The organism is Pseudomonas luteola NBRC 103146, assembly GCF_002091675.1.
In the GTDB taxonomy this organism is placed as follows: domain Bacteria; phylum Pseudomonadota; class Gammaproteobacteria; order Pseudomonadales; family Pseudomonadaceae; genus Chryseomonas; species Chryseomonas luteola.
This window is the reverse complement of sequence record NZ_BDAE01000016.1, coordinates 38,440-55,938: the sequence shown is the minus strand read 5'-3', so window position 1 is coordinate 55,938 and position 17,499 is coordinate 38,440. Positions and strand designations below refer to the sequence as shown.

The following is a 17,499-nucleotide window of genomic DNA, read 5'->3' as shown; positions in this document are numbered from 1 at the left end:
CGGGAGGTCTGCCGCTTAACGCGGCAGAACAACCAGTTGATCAGGGGTAGCCCCCAGCGCTTGCCAGGCAGGGCGATACATGGACTCCACCTGGGGTGGCGGAACGAGGTAGCGTCCTGGTGTAACGGCCCGCGCCAGGTATACCAGATGCGTGGTGCCATAGCCGTTGACATCTACAGCGGCAACATATCGATCATCCCGGTACTCCTGATGCTTGAGCGTACCGTTCTGCATCGCCTTTACCCACTCACGAACGTTGCTTCCGGCATCCTCCAGGCTGGCTGCGCTTTGTGCCAGGTTCTGGTTTTCCAGCTCAAGTCCTGCCGGTAGAAGATCGACCACCAGCGCATCGGGTACACGCTGATGAGCCCGTACGGCAAGGTGCACAAGCACAAGTTCGCCGCTATGAAGTTGAGACAGATTGACCGGACGGCCATCCATCCCCAGATAGCTGCGCTCGATACTCAGGTTTTCGCTGATAGGTGCTGGTGCCTGCATCCCATAACCGGTCACAGTCAGCTGTTGATACACCACTGCATCACCCGTGTTGCGTACCGAAAGCGGTGTATTGAGTTCGGCACCATCGATGTGCTGCGTTACGTCACGGTTATCGGCCAGTTCGCGCGGGGCTCCCGCCAGGGTCAATTCGACTTTCCAGGGCTGGGCCGGTTTACTCATGACCGAGCGACCCGCGAGATACAGCCAGTTTCGCTCTTGCGTCGACAACCACCGATGAGTGGACAATTCCTCAGCCAGCGCGAATAAGCGCTGGGTACGTTGGTCTGCCGCCAGGTCATTTTCTTCGAGCAGTGCCAGAATCTGCGCCTCGTCACGCAAGACACTACCGTAGTCATGGAACCAGGCCTTTGAGGCGCGAACCTGTGCAAGTGCGGCCGTCAACGCTTGCATTGCCCGATCATTATCACCCATGCGCTGCAGGGCAATGGCAAGATGGACCAAGGGCAGGCCGGACGCTGCAGCTTCACGGCGATCAAACAGGCTACGCAGTGCGCCAAGCGGTGCCTGTTTGCTGCGTGCCAGTACATAAGCCGCATAGGCCTGAACGGCAAAGCGGTCATGTGTGGTGTTTTCGCTATACCCTACATCGATCTGATTAGGGTCTTGCAGATAGCGCAGCAGCCGTTGTGTTGCCTTGTTCAGAGGTTCGGTGGGTACAGCAAAGCCTCGCTCCCGGGCCCGTAGCAGGAAGTCAGTGACATACGCTGTCAGCCAGTACTCTTCTGAACTTTCTGCGCTCCAGAGACCGAAGCCGCCCGAGTATCGTTGCATTCCTAGCAGTCGATCGATTCCCACCTCGATCTTGCGGCGGCGGTCGCTCTCCTGCTCACCCTGAATGCCGAGACGCTTGAGTGATTCGGCGTCTGCATAAAGAGAGGGGTAAAGCCCACTGGTGGTCTGTTCGAGACAGCCGTATGGGTAGGCCTCAAGTGCCTTGATATGCTCGGCCAGATTAAGCGGCGGCTGGCTGGATACTGCCAGCATGGCTTCCCGAGTTTCCGGAGCATAGGCTTCGAGTACCGATGCCGGTAAGCTCCAGGAGGGTGTGCTGGCGTCCAGCGCGACAGAGAATTGGTCACGGCGTGCCGGATAGGCCGGGCGAACACCTAGCGTCCAGTCGCGAGACAGCGACGAGCTACCCTCTGGCATAACCAGCCCCGTGATCCGCACGGTAACCTTGCCTGTTCCGTAACCCCCAAGCGCTTTTACCGGTACCTTGAGTGTTACGCGTTGCCCTTCTTTTAAGGCAAGAGGTTTGTCGACGGTTTCCTGCAAAGCCAGACGTCCTGAGACCTCGGTTTTGACCGTTAGCTGCTGAGCGCGCCCAGAAAGGTTTGTCACATCCAGGGCCAATGCCGTTTCGTCACCGCTTGCAAGAAAGCGAGGTGCAGCCAACTCAGCCACCAGAGGTGCCGCAACAGTGACCTTGCTTTCACCCGCCCCGAACCGATCTTCTGTCCAGGCCTGAACCATGACGCGCAGCTCACCGTTGAAATCTTCAACCGGCAGGCTTACCTCGGCATTACCTTCTGCATCGAAGGTTACTGCCTGACTCTGCTCAGAGAGAATTTTCACCTTGGTAGGGGGCCGCTTGCCGCCGGCCGACAGGTCCGCGTCACCACCAAAAGCCAGGGCTGCCAGGCGGCCACGGCCTGCCTCGATCAGCTGGCCATACACATCGAACTGATCGGCCGTGTAGGCCTTACGGCCAAAGAAGGCTGAGAAGGGGTCCGGTGTGGTATATCGAGTGATGCTCAAAACACCGGCATCGACAGCCGATACCAGAACGCGCGCCTGTTGAGGAATCGATCCATCAGCGTTGCGTGCCTGCAGGCGGACCTTTAGCGGCTGCCCCGGCTCCATGCGTTCAGGTGTATTCACCGTCAGGTCCAGGCGACGAGCCTCACGGTCCAGCGGGAGATGGAGCAGGCCTACCGCACGCTTGGGGGTAACGCCTGTCTTGGCCTCACCTGGGCGTATAACCAGCGCAGTGACATACAGATCATGACGAGACCAATCCTTGGCGACGGGCACATCAAACGTCTTGCCGCCTTCCGGCACTTCGATAGGCTGCCACCAGAGCGGACCCTCGGCGGACTCCACGAGCAGATAACCATTGCCTGCGGTAGGAGGCGTGACAGTGATGCGAGCCTGATCGCCCGCGGGGTAGGCTGGACGGTCGAGCGAAAGCTTGACCTGGTCAGGCCGTACGCTTCCGTTGTCGGTGTTGTCCTGCCACCGATAGCCTGCCCAGAACCGAACACTGCTTATCAGGCCGGTCTCGGAGTCTTCCACTTCGACCCGGTAAGGACCCCATTCCACAGGAAAACTGACCTTCGCTGAACCGTTTGCCGCAATATCGATCGTCTCTTCAGACATGGTGATGGCTTTTTCATTGTAACGACTACTCCAGCCCTCATCATCAGAAAAGCCCCAGTAATAGTCCCTGCGCTCACGGACCAAACGGACCCGTAGCTGGCTGGCCTGTAGTTTCTTACCCTGTGCGTTGGCCATAACGATCTCAAAGCCCGCCTGGCTATCTGCATCGACCTCGCCGTCATTGAATAGAGGGCGAATTCCGGAAAGGTGTTGAGCGGGCCAGACCGGTTGGACAAGACGACGTGTCACCGGTCTGCCGCCTGACTCCTGCAGGCTGGACTGCAAAATCAACTGCAGGGGCGAGCGCGCTTCGCTCCAACGGGTATCCTGGGAAAGAAGTCCGCGTCCTTTGGTATCCAGCGTCAGGTCATCCAAGTCAAGGTCCTGGCTGAGGTCGGCCTCGGTAATGGAGCCGAACTGATAACCCGGCAGGGTTGCCACGGCTTCGCGAAGTGGTCTGACATACAGCTGGCTGGAGAGGGTATTGCCATTCGCGGGTGCTCCGTACAGGTAGCGGCCGGTCACGCTGACTTCAAATGGTTCATCGGGAGCCAGCGGCGCATCTTCACCCTTGAGCTCAAGCGCCATGCGCTCTGGAAGGAAATCTTCGACGGAAAACTCATACAGTTGAGGCGTAGCCCCGTCTACCTGCATGACCAGTTGCCAGCGGCCGGTGGGTGCTTCTTCGCCCAGTTGCAGTTCATATTGGTAAAGACCATTTGCATCAGGCTTCCAGACGAAGCGACGGCTCGTCTGGTTATCCGGTCGACGAACCTCGACCGGGACCGGGTGTGGTGGCAGCGCATGTCCGTCTCCGTCGCGTAACAGTGCGTTCAGCAGCACGGTCTCGCCGGGTCGATACAGGTCACGAGGTCCGAATACAAAGAACTGTTGAGGCTGTTGCCGTGGGCCATCGATCTTGTATTCAGCCAGATCCAATGCGGGGTTATCCAGTCGCAGCAGGCTGGTTTGCCCATCATGCTGAGCCAGCAGCACACGTGCGTTACCGTTGACAGTAAGCTGCGCATGTCCTTGAGCATCGGTCTTGTATTCAGCCAGAACTGCACTGTCTTTATCCAGTACCCGAATGGCAATCTTGCCCAGTGGCTGTCCGCCATTTAGAGCTTGAGTGAAGACATCGATCCGATCCCGATAGCGATGGGCCGACAGGCCGATATCGCTCAACGTCAGCAGCGTAGTCGACTGTTGATAGTCGTATTTGCCGGCCTGTTGCATCACGGCCAAATAAACGCCGCTTTCTTTGAGGGGCTCTATCCCAGTCAGGGGCAGCAGTACGGTTTCCCGGGTATTCAACTTGGGTGACAGGTTGAATCGGCCGGTATAGACCAGCTCTGCCATTGGCAGTATTTCGCTCGACTCCCAATACCCCATTGTGGCTCGATTACCCCACCTGGCAAGGAAGGCTGGCAGCGCATCGGGCTTGATGCGAAAAAAGTCGACATTGATTTTATCGACGTTCAGGGCAATGACCGGAAGCCCCTCGGCCAGTCGTGTTGGCAGGAGTGAGCCACGACTGGCGAAGCCAACGCTTGGGGTAATGTTTCGCGTGTTGAGTGAAGTGGTGTAAGGGGCATTCAGCGCGTTGCCATTGATGGCTTTGAGGCCCGCATCGATGGTCAGAGTAAGCTCACGCTTGGGCTGCAAATGGCGCAGCCGCAGCTCCATCTGGTTATCTGACAGTTCCCAGGCGCCATCAACCGGGCCGGCGGTTTTGTCTGCCAGATGAAGGTACTGATGAAATGCCTGTTCGCGTTGCAAGGGGACTGAAAACGTAACCGACAATGTGCTGGCACCGTCCAGCTGAATCTCAGAGGCGTCAACCACAGTCAATGCTCGGCCAGCGTATCGCTCGGCTGTCTGGGCAATGTCCTGAGTTTTTGATACCGGTGCCGATTCGGCTGTTTTAGCATCAATAGTCGCAGATGCAGGCGATCCGGATGATTCAGGCGCGGTCTTGGATGTAGATCCCGTTGGCGCATCCTGAGAGGCGTCGCAGGCGGCAAGCAGGCACAGAATCGCGCTGAGTAATATCCCTTTAAGGCGCATGTTAGTTCCATTAACAGGTCGGGGCGCGGATCATACTCCGACTGACCCTGGCAGGAATATGGTTTGCGCGCCAAGGCTTAACTATTTTTATTTCTGCTTTTCAAAGGATGGTTGTTAGTTGATACGTACCACTGTGTAAAGCATTGAGGCTACCCGGTGTGAGAGATCCTGAGATGCCTAGGTTCTTGAGAAGGCCTCTGGAAATCGGCCTCGCTGTCTGAATAAGCGAGGCCGAATGTGTAAGCTACAAGCTAGCGGTATTGTTGATATTCAGCAGCGCGGCCAAGAAGATCAAACGATCAGGCCGTTATTTCGATTAGATTGCCATCGGGATCCCGGATTACCGCTTCGAAGAAGCCATCGCCCGTCCAGCGTGGCGCGGATACTAGCGCCTGTTCGCCGTCCATATGCTCAGCAAGTTTCCTGACGGCGTCTTCCGATCCCAGCGAGATGGCGATATGGGCCCAGCCTGTTACAGGTGTGTCTGAAGAGATGGGGGCTTGGTTCAGTCTCGGATGCGTCATCAGTTCGATAGTCGGTCCGTCCTGTAGAGTGACGAAGCGAGAAATGAAGCCTTTGTTGGTCTGGCTGTGGTAAAGCTGACCGATGCGGGCGCTAAACGTCTGATGCCAGAAATCGGCGGCCCGTTCAAGATCAAGTGTCCATAGGGCAACATGTGCAATCTTCATAGCGCCTCCTGAATATGTACGGTCTGTACCGAGCAGCCTGATTTTCGAAATACTTTCAGACGCGGCTCGATCTGGTCGTTTGTCTCAATCACCAAATGATCGATCGCCTCGCAGGGGATCACTTGATAGGGCGCCAGGGTGTCGAATTTATCGGCAGACAGGGTAATAACCGTGGCGTTGGCCGCGTTCACCAGGGCGCGCTTGAGCTCCGCTTCCTCGAAGTTGAATGCCGTCACGCCCGTTTCAAAGCTGAGCGCGCAGGCCCCCATGAAATAAATGTCTGCGTGAATAGCCTGGATTTCCCTTAGTGCTTTTGCCCCCAGACTGCCACCAGCTTTTGAGTCGAGGCGGCCCCCGATCAGGATCGTCTCTACCCCAGGCTTGCTCAGTAGTGCTTCGCCAATAGCGGGCGCGTTGGTGATGACTGTGAGGTTGGCCTGTGAAGGAAGGGCCAATGCAATTGCCCGGTTGGTTGAGCCTGCATCCAGAAAAATCGTCTGGCCTGGACCGACCAATGCTGCCGCTGCTTCGGCCAGCACCGAGAGGATAGGTGTGCTGTTTTGAATACGTTTATTTAACGGGCCGGGGTCAGGGGCAACAGACAAAGCGCCCCCATATACTCGACGGCATAGTCCTCTCTGAGCCAGTTCGCGAAGATCTCTACGAATCGAGTCTTCAGAGACGTTCATTTCTTTTGCCAGATCCGCTGCGATGACCCGCCCTTGAGAATCCAGGCGCTGGAGAATCACGGACTGACGTTCATGAGGAAGAATATCTTTAAGAATAGGCATGATCGTGTAATCGTTCGAGGCTTAAATCGTGTGTAAACAAGGATAAACATGCAAATAATATTTGTATACTCGTGTTTTATGCATGCTTTAGCGGTCACGAGAATCGCTTACGTACGAAAGCGTTGATAGCCACGTATCATTCAAAGCATAGTCCTGCGCAGCCGTATTCCCCTTCACCTTGAGCTGGCGCTTTATACTGGCATCAGCTTTTAATCGAACCTAAACCCAACTATCTAAAAGGACAGCTTATGAACCTTGAGCTCGAAGGCGCAAAAGTATTAGTCAGTGGCGGATCTCGTGGCATCGGTCGGGCCATTGTCGAGTGCTTCGTTGCAGAGGGTGCCCGGGTTGGCTTTTGTGCCAGAAGCGAAGCCGGTGTCGCACAGACAGAGGCAGCACTGGGTGATCAGGTATTTGGGCGCGTGGTGGATGTTACCGACTCAGATCAAGTAGCGCGCTGGGTCACTGAGTCAGCAGAGCGAATGGGCGGCCTGGACATCATCGTGCCGAATGTGAGTGCTCTTGCTGGCGGCGGAGAGTTTAGTGTCTGGAGGCAGGCATTCGAAACGGATTTGCTGGGGTCTGTAAGTTTCTTCAACGCAGCCTTGCCCTATCTAAAGATCTCCGACGCTGCCGCCGTGGTATTGATTTCTAGTGTCTCGGGCCGAGAAGTGGACATGTTTGCCGAGCCCTACGGTGTATTGAAGGCAGCCTTGATTCACTATGGAAAAACCCTTTCAGCACGACATGCTTCTGATGGAATCCGTGTAAATACCGTTTCGCCAGGCAACGTCTACTTTGAAGAGGGCGTTTGGGGCAGCATTGAGCGTGATGCTCCTGAAACATTTGCGAAGTGTCTGGCTGCCAATCCGATGGGGCGTATGGCTACGCCAGAAGAAGTAGCCAAGGCCACGGTCTTCCTGGCCAGCCGCGCTGCAAGCTTTACGACGGGTACCAACCTACTTGTGGATGGAGGTTTGACCCAGGGTGTTCAGTATTAGGAACAGAAGTAGTCAGGCCCTATAAAGCCTTAAGTAGCCTATCTGGAGCGACGTTGTACCTGTTTGATCAGTGCATTAGATTAGGTGTCGCTTCAGTAGGACATTCCAGAGGGAAGTGTTCTATTCAACCTACCGCATAATTCTTTGTCGTGGCGCTAGGTTAAGAGAGACACAAAGACACGCATTCGCATCGGTCATCATGATGTTGCGAAAAAAAGTAACCTATCAGTGTTTTGTAGGTTGACTCATGCTAACTATCGTTTTCTGCCACGACCAGCATTAACTCTGTACAGCCAGCCGATTAATCAATTTATCCAGCATGAGCTGCCTGCTTCAGGTAAACCGAAGCTAATTTATTGAAATAGCACTACTTTATTGAACAAGCGCAGCCGCGTTTTTGGACAGGAGCGGGTTTAGCGTCTAGCGTTGGTCGGGTTTATAGAAAAGCAGGAAACGAAACGTGGTTGAATTCCATACTAAAAATAACGCTAATATTTTTGCAGCCGCTCACAGGAAATCCCTAAAACGGTGGTCAATGTCCACCCTGGCGGCAGCGCTTCTGATGGCGAGTAATTATTCGCTGGCGGCTCAGCCGCAAAGTCCTCATTGGGTTGGAAGCTGGGCCGCGGCTCCGCAAGCCAACGGTGCTTCTGCCGGCTCAAAAGAGACTGTCGTCAGGGTGAACAATCAGACGATACGCCAGATCGTTCATACCTCTATCGGAGGCTATAAGTTTCGAATTCGCTTATCCAATGCCTTGGGTAAAACTCCGCTGGTGATTGGCGAGGCCCGGGTTGCATTGAGTGCTGGTAAGAACACCATCAACCCCGATACAGATCGGCCCTTGACGTTTGGAGGAATATCCTCGACGACAATCCCGCCTGGAGCGGTGATGTACAGCGATCCTGTAGACATGCGGTTCTCTTCACAAGCCGATCTGGCTATCAGCCTTTATCTACCAGAGCAGACCGAAGCTAAAACCGTACATACGTTGGGCAAGCAGACCAACTATATTTCTACCTCCGGCAACCATACGAAAGCGCGCGCGTTACAAACAAAGTCGACCAGCACTTCATGGTACTTCCTAACGGGTGTGGATATTCTGACCCATAAGGACACCACAGCTGTTGTCGCATTTGGCGACTCGATTACAGATGGTCTCAATGCCGCGGTAGATACAAACAACCGTTGGACTGACTATCTGGCTCGCCGCCTGTTGAACCGATCCGATATCAATACCAAGGGTGTTCTTAATCTCGGCATTAGCGGCAACCGCATCCTGCACGAGCAGGTGGGACCAAGCGCACTATCACGCTTCGATCGAGATGTCATCGCGCAGCCTGGCGTTACGCATCTGATATTACTCGAAGGCATCAACGACATTGGCTATTCGGATTTGCCCGGTTCTCGGGAAAAGGTAAGCGCCAAGCAGATCATTGCAGGTTACAAGCAGCTGATTGCCCGTGCGAAAACCCATGGTCTAAAGGTAATTGGTGCCACGCTTCTGCCGTATGAAGGGGGCAGTTATTACACCCGGCAGGGCGAGGCCAAGCGTCAGGAAGTAAACAAGTGGATTCGTGAAAGCGGGGCCTATGATGCAGTTATTGATTTTGACAAAACCATGCGTGACCCAAAGAGGCCGACCCGATTGAACCCCTTGTTCGACTCGGGCGACCATATTCATCCCAACGAGACTGGCTTCCTTGCAATGGCTAATGCCGTCAACCTGGATTGGCTTAAGTAACAGGGTGTATAGCAAGGGGCCTTTCTCGAAGGCTCCTTGTTTAAATCAGTTCCCGCTATCTACCATTTTCCATAAATTCAGATGCTACTCATCTAGAAATGGCCTTTCAGTATTCAAAATTGACTTTAAAGACGATCGGTCTAATATAAGGGCATGACTACCAGTACCTTACCGGCCCGCCGAGGTCGGCCACCTAAGATTCCCCGAGAGCACGCCGATACGCGTGACGCTTTGATCCATGCGGGTATGGAAATCTTTACCGAGCAAGGCTTTGCCGCCACAGGCATTGACTTAGTCCTTAAACGAATACAGGTGCCTAAAGGCTCGTTTTATCATTATTTCGATAGCAAGGAAGCCTTTGGGCAGGCAGTGCTCAGGAGCTACGCAGCTTACTTCGCGCGTAAGCTTGACCGCTGGTTATTGGATGAAAGCGTTGATCCCATACAGCGGCTAAAGAACTTTGTAGAGGATGCCAAAGTCGGTATGGCCAAGTACGAGTTTCGACGCGGCTGTTTGGTTGGCAATCTTGGACAGGAAGTACTCGTTCTGCCGGATAGTTTTCGCTCCCAGCTAGAAGCGACCTTGCTTGATTGGCAACGGCGTTTAGCTGACTGCCTTCGTGAGGCAGCAAAGAGAGGACAGCTGCGGTCTGGATGTCATTGTGATGATTGGGCTGCTTACTTCTGGATTGGCTGGGAAGGCGCTGTGCTACGTGCACGACTGTCTCAGACGGTGCGGCCTCTCGACTGTTTTATTGAGGGCTTTCTGAATGGCATCAAAGCATAACTGCTGCTGCCTAATTAAAGACGACTGGTCTAAATAGGAGATATGATGTTTAAAGCAATTCTCATCGACAAGAATGCATCAACCTATAACGCTCGGCTGGCTGATATGAGCGAAGACCAGTTTCCTGAAGGGGATGTAACGGTGCGTGTTTCCTATAGCACGCTGAATTTCAAGGACGGACTGGCTATAACAGGGAATAGCTCTGTAGTGCGCAAATTTCCCATGGTGCCTGGAATAGACTTTGCCGGGATTGTTGAGGAAAGTACCCATCCACGGTACAAGTCTGGAGACCGAGTGCTGCTCAATGGATGGGGCGTTGGTGAAAGCCATTGGGGTGGACTGGCTCAAAAGGCCAGCGTACAGGGTGATTGGCTGATCCCGCTACCGTCCGGGCTCGACGAACACCAGGCCATGGCAATCGGTACTGCCGGATACACCGCCATGCTTTGCCTGATGGCGCTGGAGCGACATGGAATCACACCTGATAAAGGAGACATCCTGGTAACAGGTGCTAATGGTGGCGTTGGTAGTTTCGCCGTTTCTCTGCTAGCTCGTAACGGTTATTCGGTCATTGCTGCCACAGGGAGACCCGAGGAGTCGGAGTACCTTAAAAAGCTTGGCGCCCAATCGGTTATCAACCGCAACGAACTGTCTGAGCCGGGCCGTCCGCTTTCCAAAGAGCGCTGGGCTGGAGCTATTGATTCGGTGGGTAGCCATACGCTTGCAAATGTCTGTGCTGCCACTCGGGCAGAAGGAGCGGTAGCCGCCTGTGGTCTAGCACAAGGTATGGATCTGCCCGCAACCGTAGCGCCTTTCATTCTTCGCGGGGTAAGTCTGCTAGGTATCAATAGCGTCACCCAGGTCTACGAGCGGCGTGTGGAGGCCTGGAACCGCCTGCAGACAGATCTCGATTTATCTATGCTGTCTGAAATAACACGCGAAATTACGCTAGGGGAGGCTATTACTGCGTCCACTGATTTGCTTCAGGGCAAGATACGCGGGCGGCTTGTCGTCAACGTGAATCGCTAAGAGGGCTTGGTGGATGTTACCTGTCTGGCGCCCAAGTGCTTGGTAAAGCAGCTGCTATTGTTGAGCCGCTCCTGGCTTCGTTCATAACCCAACTTGATTGTTGAGCGTTATCCTCAGAACCATTAGCCAGTAACAAACTGGCCAATGGAAAGACTTGCAGCTCAGTAGAATGTGCTTCGCCAGCTCGGCTGCGTATGGAGAGAGGATATCAAAGCAGTAGGTACATAAATACAATAACCGGGTCGCCCAGGCTTAACCATTGAGGGCTTCTTTTCAGCTAACTATAGAGATATGTTGCTTCAGGCGCGATGGCTATTCCTATGCCTTGCGTTACCAGGCTGCCCATAGCATCCAAGGTAGCAATCTACACCCGAAGAGTTAGCCGCTTGCCGGCTTGCTTTACCGTTTTTGAGGCTGTTGAAGCGCATATAAAACTCAGTGCTGACCAGACTAACGAAACCTATCTAAAAAGCTAGCTAGGTAGGTAAAGCGCTTCAGACGATCCAGGCAGAAGTTGCGTCAACCGAGGGGCATAGGATCAATCATCTATTAGTCAGGATGGAGGTCAGATACCAACAGTACTCAGCACTGGAAGAAGCCTGACATCATTCAGGAAAGGCTGTAATCAGAAAGCGCTGCTTAGCTTAGCGCCTCATCTCTTTGACAGCAGTGGCCAGCTGGTCGATTGTCCATGGCTTGCGTAGAAAAGGCACATCCTTAGGTAGTTGTATTTCCAGACCGGTATAGCCAGACATCAAGACGATTGGAAGAAAAGGCCAGCGTTTTGAGACGATATGCGCCAGGTCGATGCCGTTGATGTGTCCGGGCATTCTCACATTCGATACGACCACACTTACCAATAGCGCTTTGCCCTCCAGAAAGTTCAGGGCCTCGTCAGCCGTACCAAACGCCGCTACTTCAAAGCCTTCGTTCTGTAGCACATCACTCATTAGCTCACGAAGCATGACTTCGTCTTCCGCTACAAGCGCAATGGGGGCGTAACGCTGTGATGTTTCAGCATTATGTACATCCATTTGATGTGATCCAATCAAGGTTTACTTAAAGCATAGCTGCTTTATGGAGGACCGCCTGCCAGAGCGGCTTTGAGATCAGTCTTTGGGCAGGACGGCTGACCTCTAGCACTTCAACCTGCGCGTGAGAGGGCGGTACGGTATTGTCCCGGTGTTGCACCATGTACCTGAACAAATCGGCGGCTCAGGTGACTGGCGCTGGAAAAGCCGCAGTCCAGCGTAATCTGGGCAAGTGGCAACGTGGTATTGATCAGTAGCTCTCGAGCCCTGGCGAGCCGTCGTGCCAGTACATAGCGGTGAGGTGGCATACCGAATGAAAGCGTGAACATGCGGCTGAAGTGAAAAGTCGACAAGGCGGCTTCTTCAGCCAGTGTCGACAGCTCAAGCGGTTTATCCAGGTGGGTGTCAATATAGTCGCGGATGCGTCGTCTGACCGATGGTGAAAGGCCGCCGCGCCAGTGGACCTCCTGGCGCGGCCCGCACCCGTTGAGCAGCAGATGGCTGACCGCCTCGTGCGCCAGGCTCGAGCACAGCAGGCGCTCTCCAGGTTCCTGCCAGTCACTGCGTTCCAGCGCACGGCAGATGGCAACGAGTGCAGGATCCTCCATGTAAGTGCGTTCCTGCAGATGGATCGCCCGGGGTTCCTTGTCCAGAACTCGGATGGTTTCCAGCATCAACTGCTCAGGGGTGACGTACAGATGCATGAAACCCAGCCCTTGCGTAACTGACCAGTCAGAGTCGTGTCCGGCTGGCAGAACACAGAATCGGTCAGGCGCCCCATAGTGGCCCGGCTGGTCGAGGCGAAACGTCTGCCAGCCACCTTCCAGATAGAGCGACAAAGTGTGATGATCCGGGCTGCTGTAGCCCAGCACGTCGGCATCGCTGCGATACCACTGCGCCAACGCCATGCCATTGCCCAGCGCAGTATGACGTAGACGGTGTGCATTGGAGGCCTGGTCTAAGGTACGAAACACTTGAAAGTCGTCGGCTTGCTGCATGATCACGTCTCCTGGTTTTACATCATAAGGCTTATGAGAGGCGCGAACCGCATGCCAGAATAAAAAGCGCAAGAATGTGCAACTCTTCAACGGACTGATTCACCACACTGGTTTCCTGACCGCTGGAGACCACCATGAACCTTACGTTTTATCTGTTGACTGTTCTGATCTGGGGCACCACCTGGATTGCCATCAAGTTTCAGATCGAATCCGTAGCCATTCCGCTTTCGATTGCCTATCGCTTCGCCCTTGCAGCGCTGGTCCTGTTTCTAATCCTGATACCGACCCGTCGCCTACAGCCATTGGATCAACGCGGCCAGCTGTTCTGCATGGCTCAAGGTGTTTGCCTGTTCTGCCTGAACTTCATCTGCTTTTACTCGGCCAGCCAGTACATAGCCAGTGGGCTGATTGCCGTAGTGTTTTCAACCGCCACACTCTGGAATGCCCTCAACGCACGCCTGTGGTTCAAGCAAACCATCGCGGCCAACGTTTTGGCCGGGGGCGCATTGGGTTTGCTGGGGCTCGCCCTGTTGTTCTGGCCGGAACTGGGCAGCCACACGGCAAGCCATGAGACTTGGCTAGGGCTTGGGCTCTCCTTGTTAGGAACACTGTGCTTTTCAGCGGGCAACATGATTTCTAGTCTGCAACAGCGCGTGGGTATCCGCCCGTTGACGAGCAATGCCTGGGGCATGTTGTACGGCGCCTTGATTCTATTGGTGATCTGCCTTGTACAGGGGGTGCCTTTTACAGTCGACCTTAGTACGCGCTACATCAGTTCGCTGGTCTATCTGGCCGTTCCTGGCTCAGTGATCGGATTTACCGCCTACCTGACTCTGGTTGGCCGTCTGGGTGCTGAGCGGGCGGCCTATTGCACCGTCCTGTTTCCGGTGGTTGCCCTTAACATCTCGGCATGGATGGAAGGATACCAATGGACATGGCCTGCACTGTTTGGGCTGGCGCTGGTACTGCTGGGCAACATCCTGGTATTTCGCAAACCCAAGGGTAGCTCGACCTTGCTGAAACCTGCGACATCAATGGGGCGATAAAAAATAAGCAGTTGAAAGACAAAGGCTTACTGGGTTTCCCGTTTGTCGGCAGACCGCTTGAAAGTATTTTCACTATCCTTATGTAGGGTCATGCGGGATGCCGAAATCGGGTCCCGGGTTATCGAAGCTTGCTGATCTTCAGGAGATTCATCATGACTGGTTTATCCCTTGCACCTTTGTTCCGTAGCACTGTTGGCTTTGATCGTTTCAATGATCTATTTGAGTCGGCGCTGCGTGATTCGGTACCAGGCTATCCGCCTTACAATGTTGAGAAGCACGGCGAAAACGACTATCGCATCGTGATTGCGGCAGCGGGCCTGCATGAAGACGATCTGGATATTCAGGTCGAGCGTGGTGTGCTGACAATAAGTGCCGATCGGCGTGAGCACACCGCTGAAGGTGTGACCTACCTGCACCAAGGTATTGCCCAGCGTGCCTTCAGGCTGTCCTTCCGGCTCGATGAGCACATTGAGGTTAAAGGCGCCAGCCTACGCAATGGCTTGCTCAATATTGATCTGGTTCGCCGGGTGCCGGAAGAAGCAAAGCCAAAGCGCATTACCATTGCCAGTGAAGCGCGTCCTGCATTGAATGACGAAGCGGCATAAGTAACAAAGACAGCAAAGGGCGCCCAACGGCGCCCTTTGCCTGTATAGCAATCTGATTGGAGGACCGGCTTATTCAGCCGGTCCTTGCTGGATCAGGCCGAGGCGGGTGCAGGAACCGACGTATCCGCCAATTGCTTGCCATTCTCATCGCGCAGCTCGACACGCTGTATCTTGCCAACGATGAACAGGTAGCTAAAGACTGCGATTAGCGCGTTGGCACCTACATACACCAACGCCCAGCGGAACGAGCCCGTTACCGCAATGATGTAGCCAATGATAATGGGCGTGGTAATAGAAGCGATGTTGCCGAACGTGTTGAAGAGACCGCCTGAAAGGCCTGCGATCTGCTTGGGTGACGTGTCCGATACAACCGCCCAACCCAGTGCACCCAATCCCTTTCCGAAGAAAGCCAGCGTCATGAAGCCAACTACCATCCATTCGGCATCCACATAGTTACAGAACACCATGGTGGTAGATAGCAGCAGTCCGCATACGATCGGTAATTTACGGGAGAAGGTCAGTGTATTACCGCGACGCAGCAACCAGTCGGAGATGATTCCGCCCAGTACACCTCCAATGAAGCCGCAGATTGCCGGCAAAGACGCAATGAAACCAGCCTTCAGAATGGTCATCCCACGTTCTTGGACGAGGTAGACCGGGAACCAGGTCAGGAAGAAGTAAGTGATGGCGTTGATGCAATACTGACCGAGGTAAACGCCCAGCATCATGCGATTGGTCAGCAGTTGGCTGATGTAGTGCCATTTAGGGCCGTTGTTGGTGCCACGTGCCTGGTCCATATCGACCAGACCACCGTTCTTTTCGATGTGTGCAATTTCCGCCGCATTCGCCCGTGGATGATCCTTGGGGTTATAGATCGTTTTCATCCAGATGCCGGAGAAAATGATGCCCAATACACCCATGACAACAAACACATGTTCCCAACCGAAGCTGTAAACGATCCAGCCCATCAGCGGTGCAAACAATGCCGTTGCGAAGTATTGTGCAGAGTTGAACACGGCCGAAGCGGTACCGCGCTCTGCAGTGGGGAACCAGGCTGCAACGATGCGGGCGTTACCCGGAAATGAAGGCGCTTCGGCAAATCCCACCAGAAAACGTAGAACGAACAGCGTAACCACGGCCCAGGCTACAGGCATCATGCCAACAAAGCCCTGAAGCAGAGTAAACAGTGACCAGATGAAAATACCCGTGGCGTAAACGCGTTTTGAACCGAAGCGGTCAAGTAGCCAGCCCCCGGGGATCTGGCCCAGCACATAGGCCCAACCAAAAGCAGAGAAGATGTAGCCGAGCGTGACGGCATCGATTCCCAAATCCTTTTGCATACTGGAGCCGCCAATCGAAATGGTGGCTCTATCCGCATAGTTGATCGTTGTTACCAGGAACAGCATCAGGAGAATCAGATAGCGGACCCGGGTTTGCCGTGTATCGCCCATAACGTTCACCTCGATATTTATTGTTGTCGATGATTAGCCTCACCCCGTAGAGCGGTATGGCAGAAAGGAAGCGAGCTGGAGCTATGCGCCTGAGTGGGTAACAGGCAATAAGTGAGAGGGAAGGGATAACTGAGTACGCGGTTCGATATGTTTCACGGTTGTTGTCCTTTTTATAGTGATCAGATGGTGCCTTGTCTGATTGCGCAATCATTAAAGGCACCATCACACCAATCGGTTGTGTCTATTGATAACCGATCTTGATGTGATTGCGCAATCATTAAAGTGTAAGAGGCTGACGAATAGCCGCCTGCCGTTGAATCAGGTTGTGGAGCGTTCCACAATTGTGAACCCAGTGTCCAACTGTACCGGCTCGGTATGTTGGTCAGGATTTTGAAAGCGCGCCAGCAGGGCCTTCGCAATGAGCTTGCCCATTCGGGCACCATCAACATTCACAGTCGAGAGTGCAGGGTATACATGAGCCGCGCTGGATAGGTCGCCAAATCCTAGAACGGCTAGTTCTTCAGGTACCTTGATCCCCTGACTGGCCGCTTCTGCCAGAATGCCTTGGGCAACTGTATCGGAACTGCATACCACCACTTCAGGAAGCGAGCCACGCCCCTTGAGCTGGCGCAAACCTTCACGACCACTTAATAGCGTGGCAGGCGTTTGCATGATCTCGACAGGTACATCCGTAATGCCTAATGACGCCAGTTGGTCCAGCAGGGCACGTCCACGCTTTAGAGCTCGTATGTCGTCGACCGAAACCAGTCCAAACTGACGATACCCTTTGCCATAGAGATAATCGGCCATAGCGCGCCCAACGGCTTCATGGGAAAAGCCAATTTGCATGTCGATGGGCTCGGTGCCCAGCTCCCATGCTTCAACTACCGGAATGGAGGAGCGGGACAGTCGTTCACGGCTTTCTTCGGTATGAAGTGTGCCAGTCAGTACAATCCCATCAGGCCGCCGACCGAGCACAGCTGCCAAAAGCTGCTCTTCCTGTTCAGGGGAGTAGCCGGTCAGACCTATCATCGTCTGGTATCCTGATGCAGTTAGCTGATCGATCAAGGCCTGTACCGTGTCGGCAAAAATAGAGTGTGCAATTGTCGGCAGGAAGATGGCGACCAGCCGACTTTTATTCGAAGCCAGGCCTCCCGCCAACATATTGGGAACATATCCGGTGGCTTTGACGGCGGCCAAGACCTTTTCCCGGGCGGCCTCGCTTACGATCTCTGGGCGATGGAGTGCTCGGGAAACCGTAATGGGTGAGACACCCGCCACCTTGGCGACATCAATCAAGGTCAGGGCGGGAGTACCAGAAGAGGGCCCGGAGGCGGTTTTCGATGATTTTCTTGCCATTACC

13 protein-coding genes are annotated in these 17,499 nt (G+C 54.2%); 6 read left to right on the top strand and 7 right to left on the bottom strand.

Features of this window, described 5'->3' with window-relative positions:
• Nucleotides 1-15: 15 nt before the first annotated feature.
• The 3 genes from PLU01S_RS16825 to PLU01S_RS16815 form a co-directional block, all read right to left on the bottom strand.
• The gene (locus tag PLU01S_RS16825; RefSeq protein ID WP_074829014.1) at nucleotides 16-4,965 is read right to left on the bottom strand and encodes an alpha-2-macroglobulin family protein; all 4,950 of its coding nucleotides are present in this window, start codon (nucleotides 4,963-4,965) and stop codon (nucleotides 16-18) included.
• Nucleotides 4,966-5,264: 299 nt separating this feature from the next.
• A complete protein-coding gene (locus PLU01S_RS16820) occupies nucleotides 5,265-5,654 on the bottom strand; it encodes a VOC family protein (protein ID WP_074829011.1) in 390 nt (129 codons plus the stop codon).
• Nucleotides 5,651-6,445, bottom strand: a complete 795-nt coding sequence (locus PLU01S_RS16815) for a DeoR/GlpR family DNA-binding transcription regulator (protein ID WP_074829009.1) — start codon at nucleotides 6,443-6,445, stop codon at nucleotides 5,651-5,653. Before PLU01S_RS16815 ends, PLU01S_RS16820 begins: the two co-directional genes overlap by 4 nt.
• Before the next feature lie 248 nt (nucleotides 6,446-6,693).
• On the opposite strand from PLU01S_RS16815, the gene PLU01S_RS16810 reads away from it, so the two are divergent.
• The 4 genes from PLU01S_RS16810 (at nucleotide 6,694) to acuI (ending at nucleotide 11,005) form a co-directional block, all read left to right on the top strand.
• Nucleotides 6,694-7,446, top strand: a complete 753-nt coding sequence (locus PLU01S_RS16810) for an SDR family NAD(P)-dependent oxidoreductase (protein ID WP_074829006.1) — start codon at nucleotides 6,694-6,696, stop codon at nucleotides 7,444-7,446.
• Between the two features lie 535 nt (nucleotides 7,447-7,981).
• Nucleotides 7,982-9,190, top strand: a complete 1,209-nt coding sequence (locus PLU01S_RS16805) for an SGNH/GDSL hydrolase family protein (RefSeq protein WP_074829004.1) — start codon at nucleotides 7,982-7,984, stop codon at nucleotides 9,188-9,190.
• 153 nt (nucleotides 9,191-9,343) lie between these two features.
• A complete protein-coding gene (acuR, locus tag PLU01S_RS16800) occupies nucleotides 9,344-9,976 on the top strand; it encodes an acrylate utilization transcriptional regulator AcuR (protein WP_173869126.1) in 633 nt (210 codons plus the stop codon).
• Between the two features lie 45 nt (nucleotides 9,977-10,021).
• Entirely contained in the window at nucleotides 10,022-11,005 is a 984-nt protein-coding gene (acuI, locus tag PLU01S_RS16795) for an acrylyl-CoA reductase (NADPH) (RefSeq protein WP_074828997.1), read from the top strand.
• 644 nt (nucleotides 11,006-11,649) lie between these two features.
• Here acuI and PLU01S_RS16790 read toward each other — a convergent pair.
• Nucleotides 11,650-12,039: a response regulator gene (locus PLU01S_RS16790; protein WP_074828994.1), complete on the bottom strand. Its 390-nt coding sequence runs from the start codon at nucleotides 12,037-12,039 to the stop codon at nucleotides 11,650-11,652.
• 110 nt (nucleotides 12,040-12,149) lie between these two features.
• Nucleotides 12,150-13,034 (bottom strand): AraC family transcriptional regulator, encoded by an 885-nt coding sequence (locus tag PLU01S_RS16785; RefSeq protein WP_074828991.1) that lies wholly within the window; start codon nucleotides 13,032-13,034, stop codon nucleotides 12,150-12,152.
• Nucleotides 13,035-13,168: 134 nt separating this feature from the next.
• Here PLU01S_RS16785 and PLU01S_RS16780 point away from each other — a divergent pair, with 134 nt between their 5' ends.
• Together PLU01S_RS16780 and PLU01S_RS16775 are read left to right on the top strand one after the other, a co-directional pair.
• Nucleotides 13,169-14,080 (top strand): DMT family transporter, encoded by a 912-nt coding sequence (locus PLU01S_RS16780; RefSeq protein WP_074828989.1) that lies wholly within the window; start codon nucleotides 13,169-13,171, stop codon nucleotides 14,078-14,080.
• Between the two features lie 152 nt (nucleotides 14,081-14,232).
• Nucleotides 14,233-14,685 carry an Hsp20 family protein gene (locus PLU01S_RS16775; RefSeq protein ID WP_010798739.1) on the top strand — a complete coding sequence of 151 codons (453 nt, stop codon included), beginning with the start codon at nucleotides 14,233-14,235 and terminating at the stop codon, nucleotides 14,683-14,685.
• 92 nt (nucleotides 14,686-14,777) lie between these two features.
• Here PLU01S_RS16775 and PLU01S_RS16770 read toward each other — a convergent pair whose 3' ends face one another.
• Both PLU01S_RS16770 and PLU01S_RS16765 read right to left on the bottom strand, forming a co-directional pair.
• Entirely contained in the window at nucleotides 14,778-16,136 is a 1,359-nt protein-coding gene (locus tag PLU01S_RS16770; protein WP_074828988.1) for an MFS transporter, read from the bottom strand.
• Between the two features lie 318 nt (nucleotides 16,137-16,454).
• A complete protein-coding gene (locus PLU01S_RS16765) occupies nucleotides 16,455-17,495 on the bottom strand; it encodes a LacI family DNA-binding transcriptional regulator (protein ID WP_074828987.1) in 1,041 nt (346 codons plus the stop codon).
• Nucleotides 17,496-17,499: the final 4 nt, after the last annotated feature.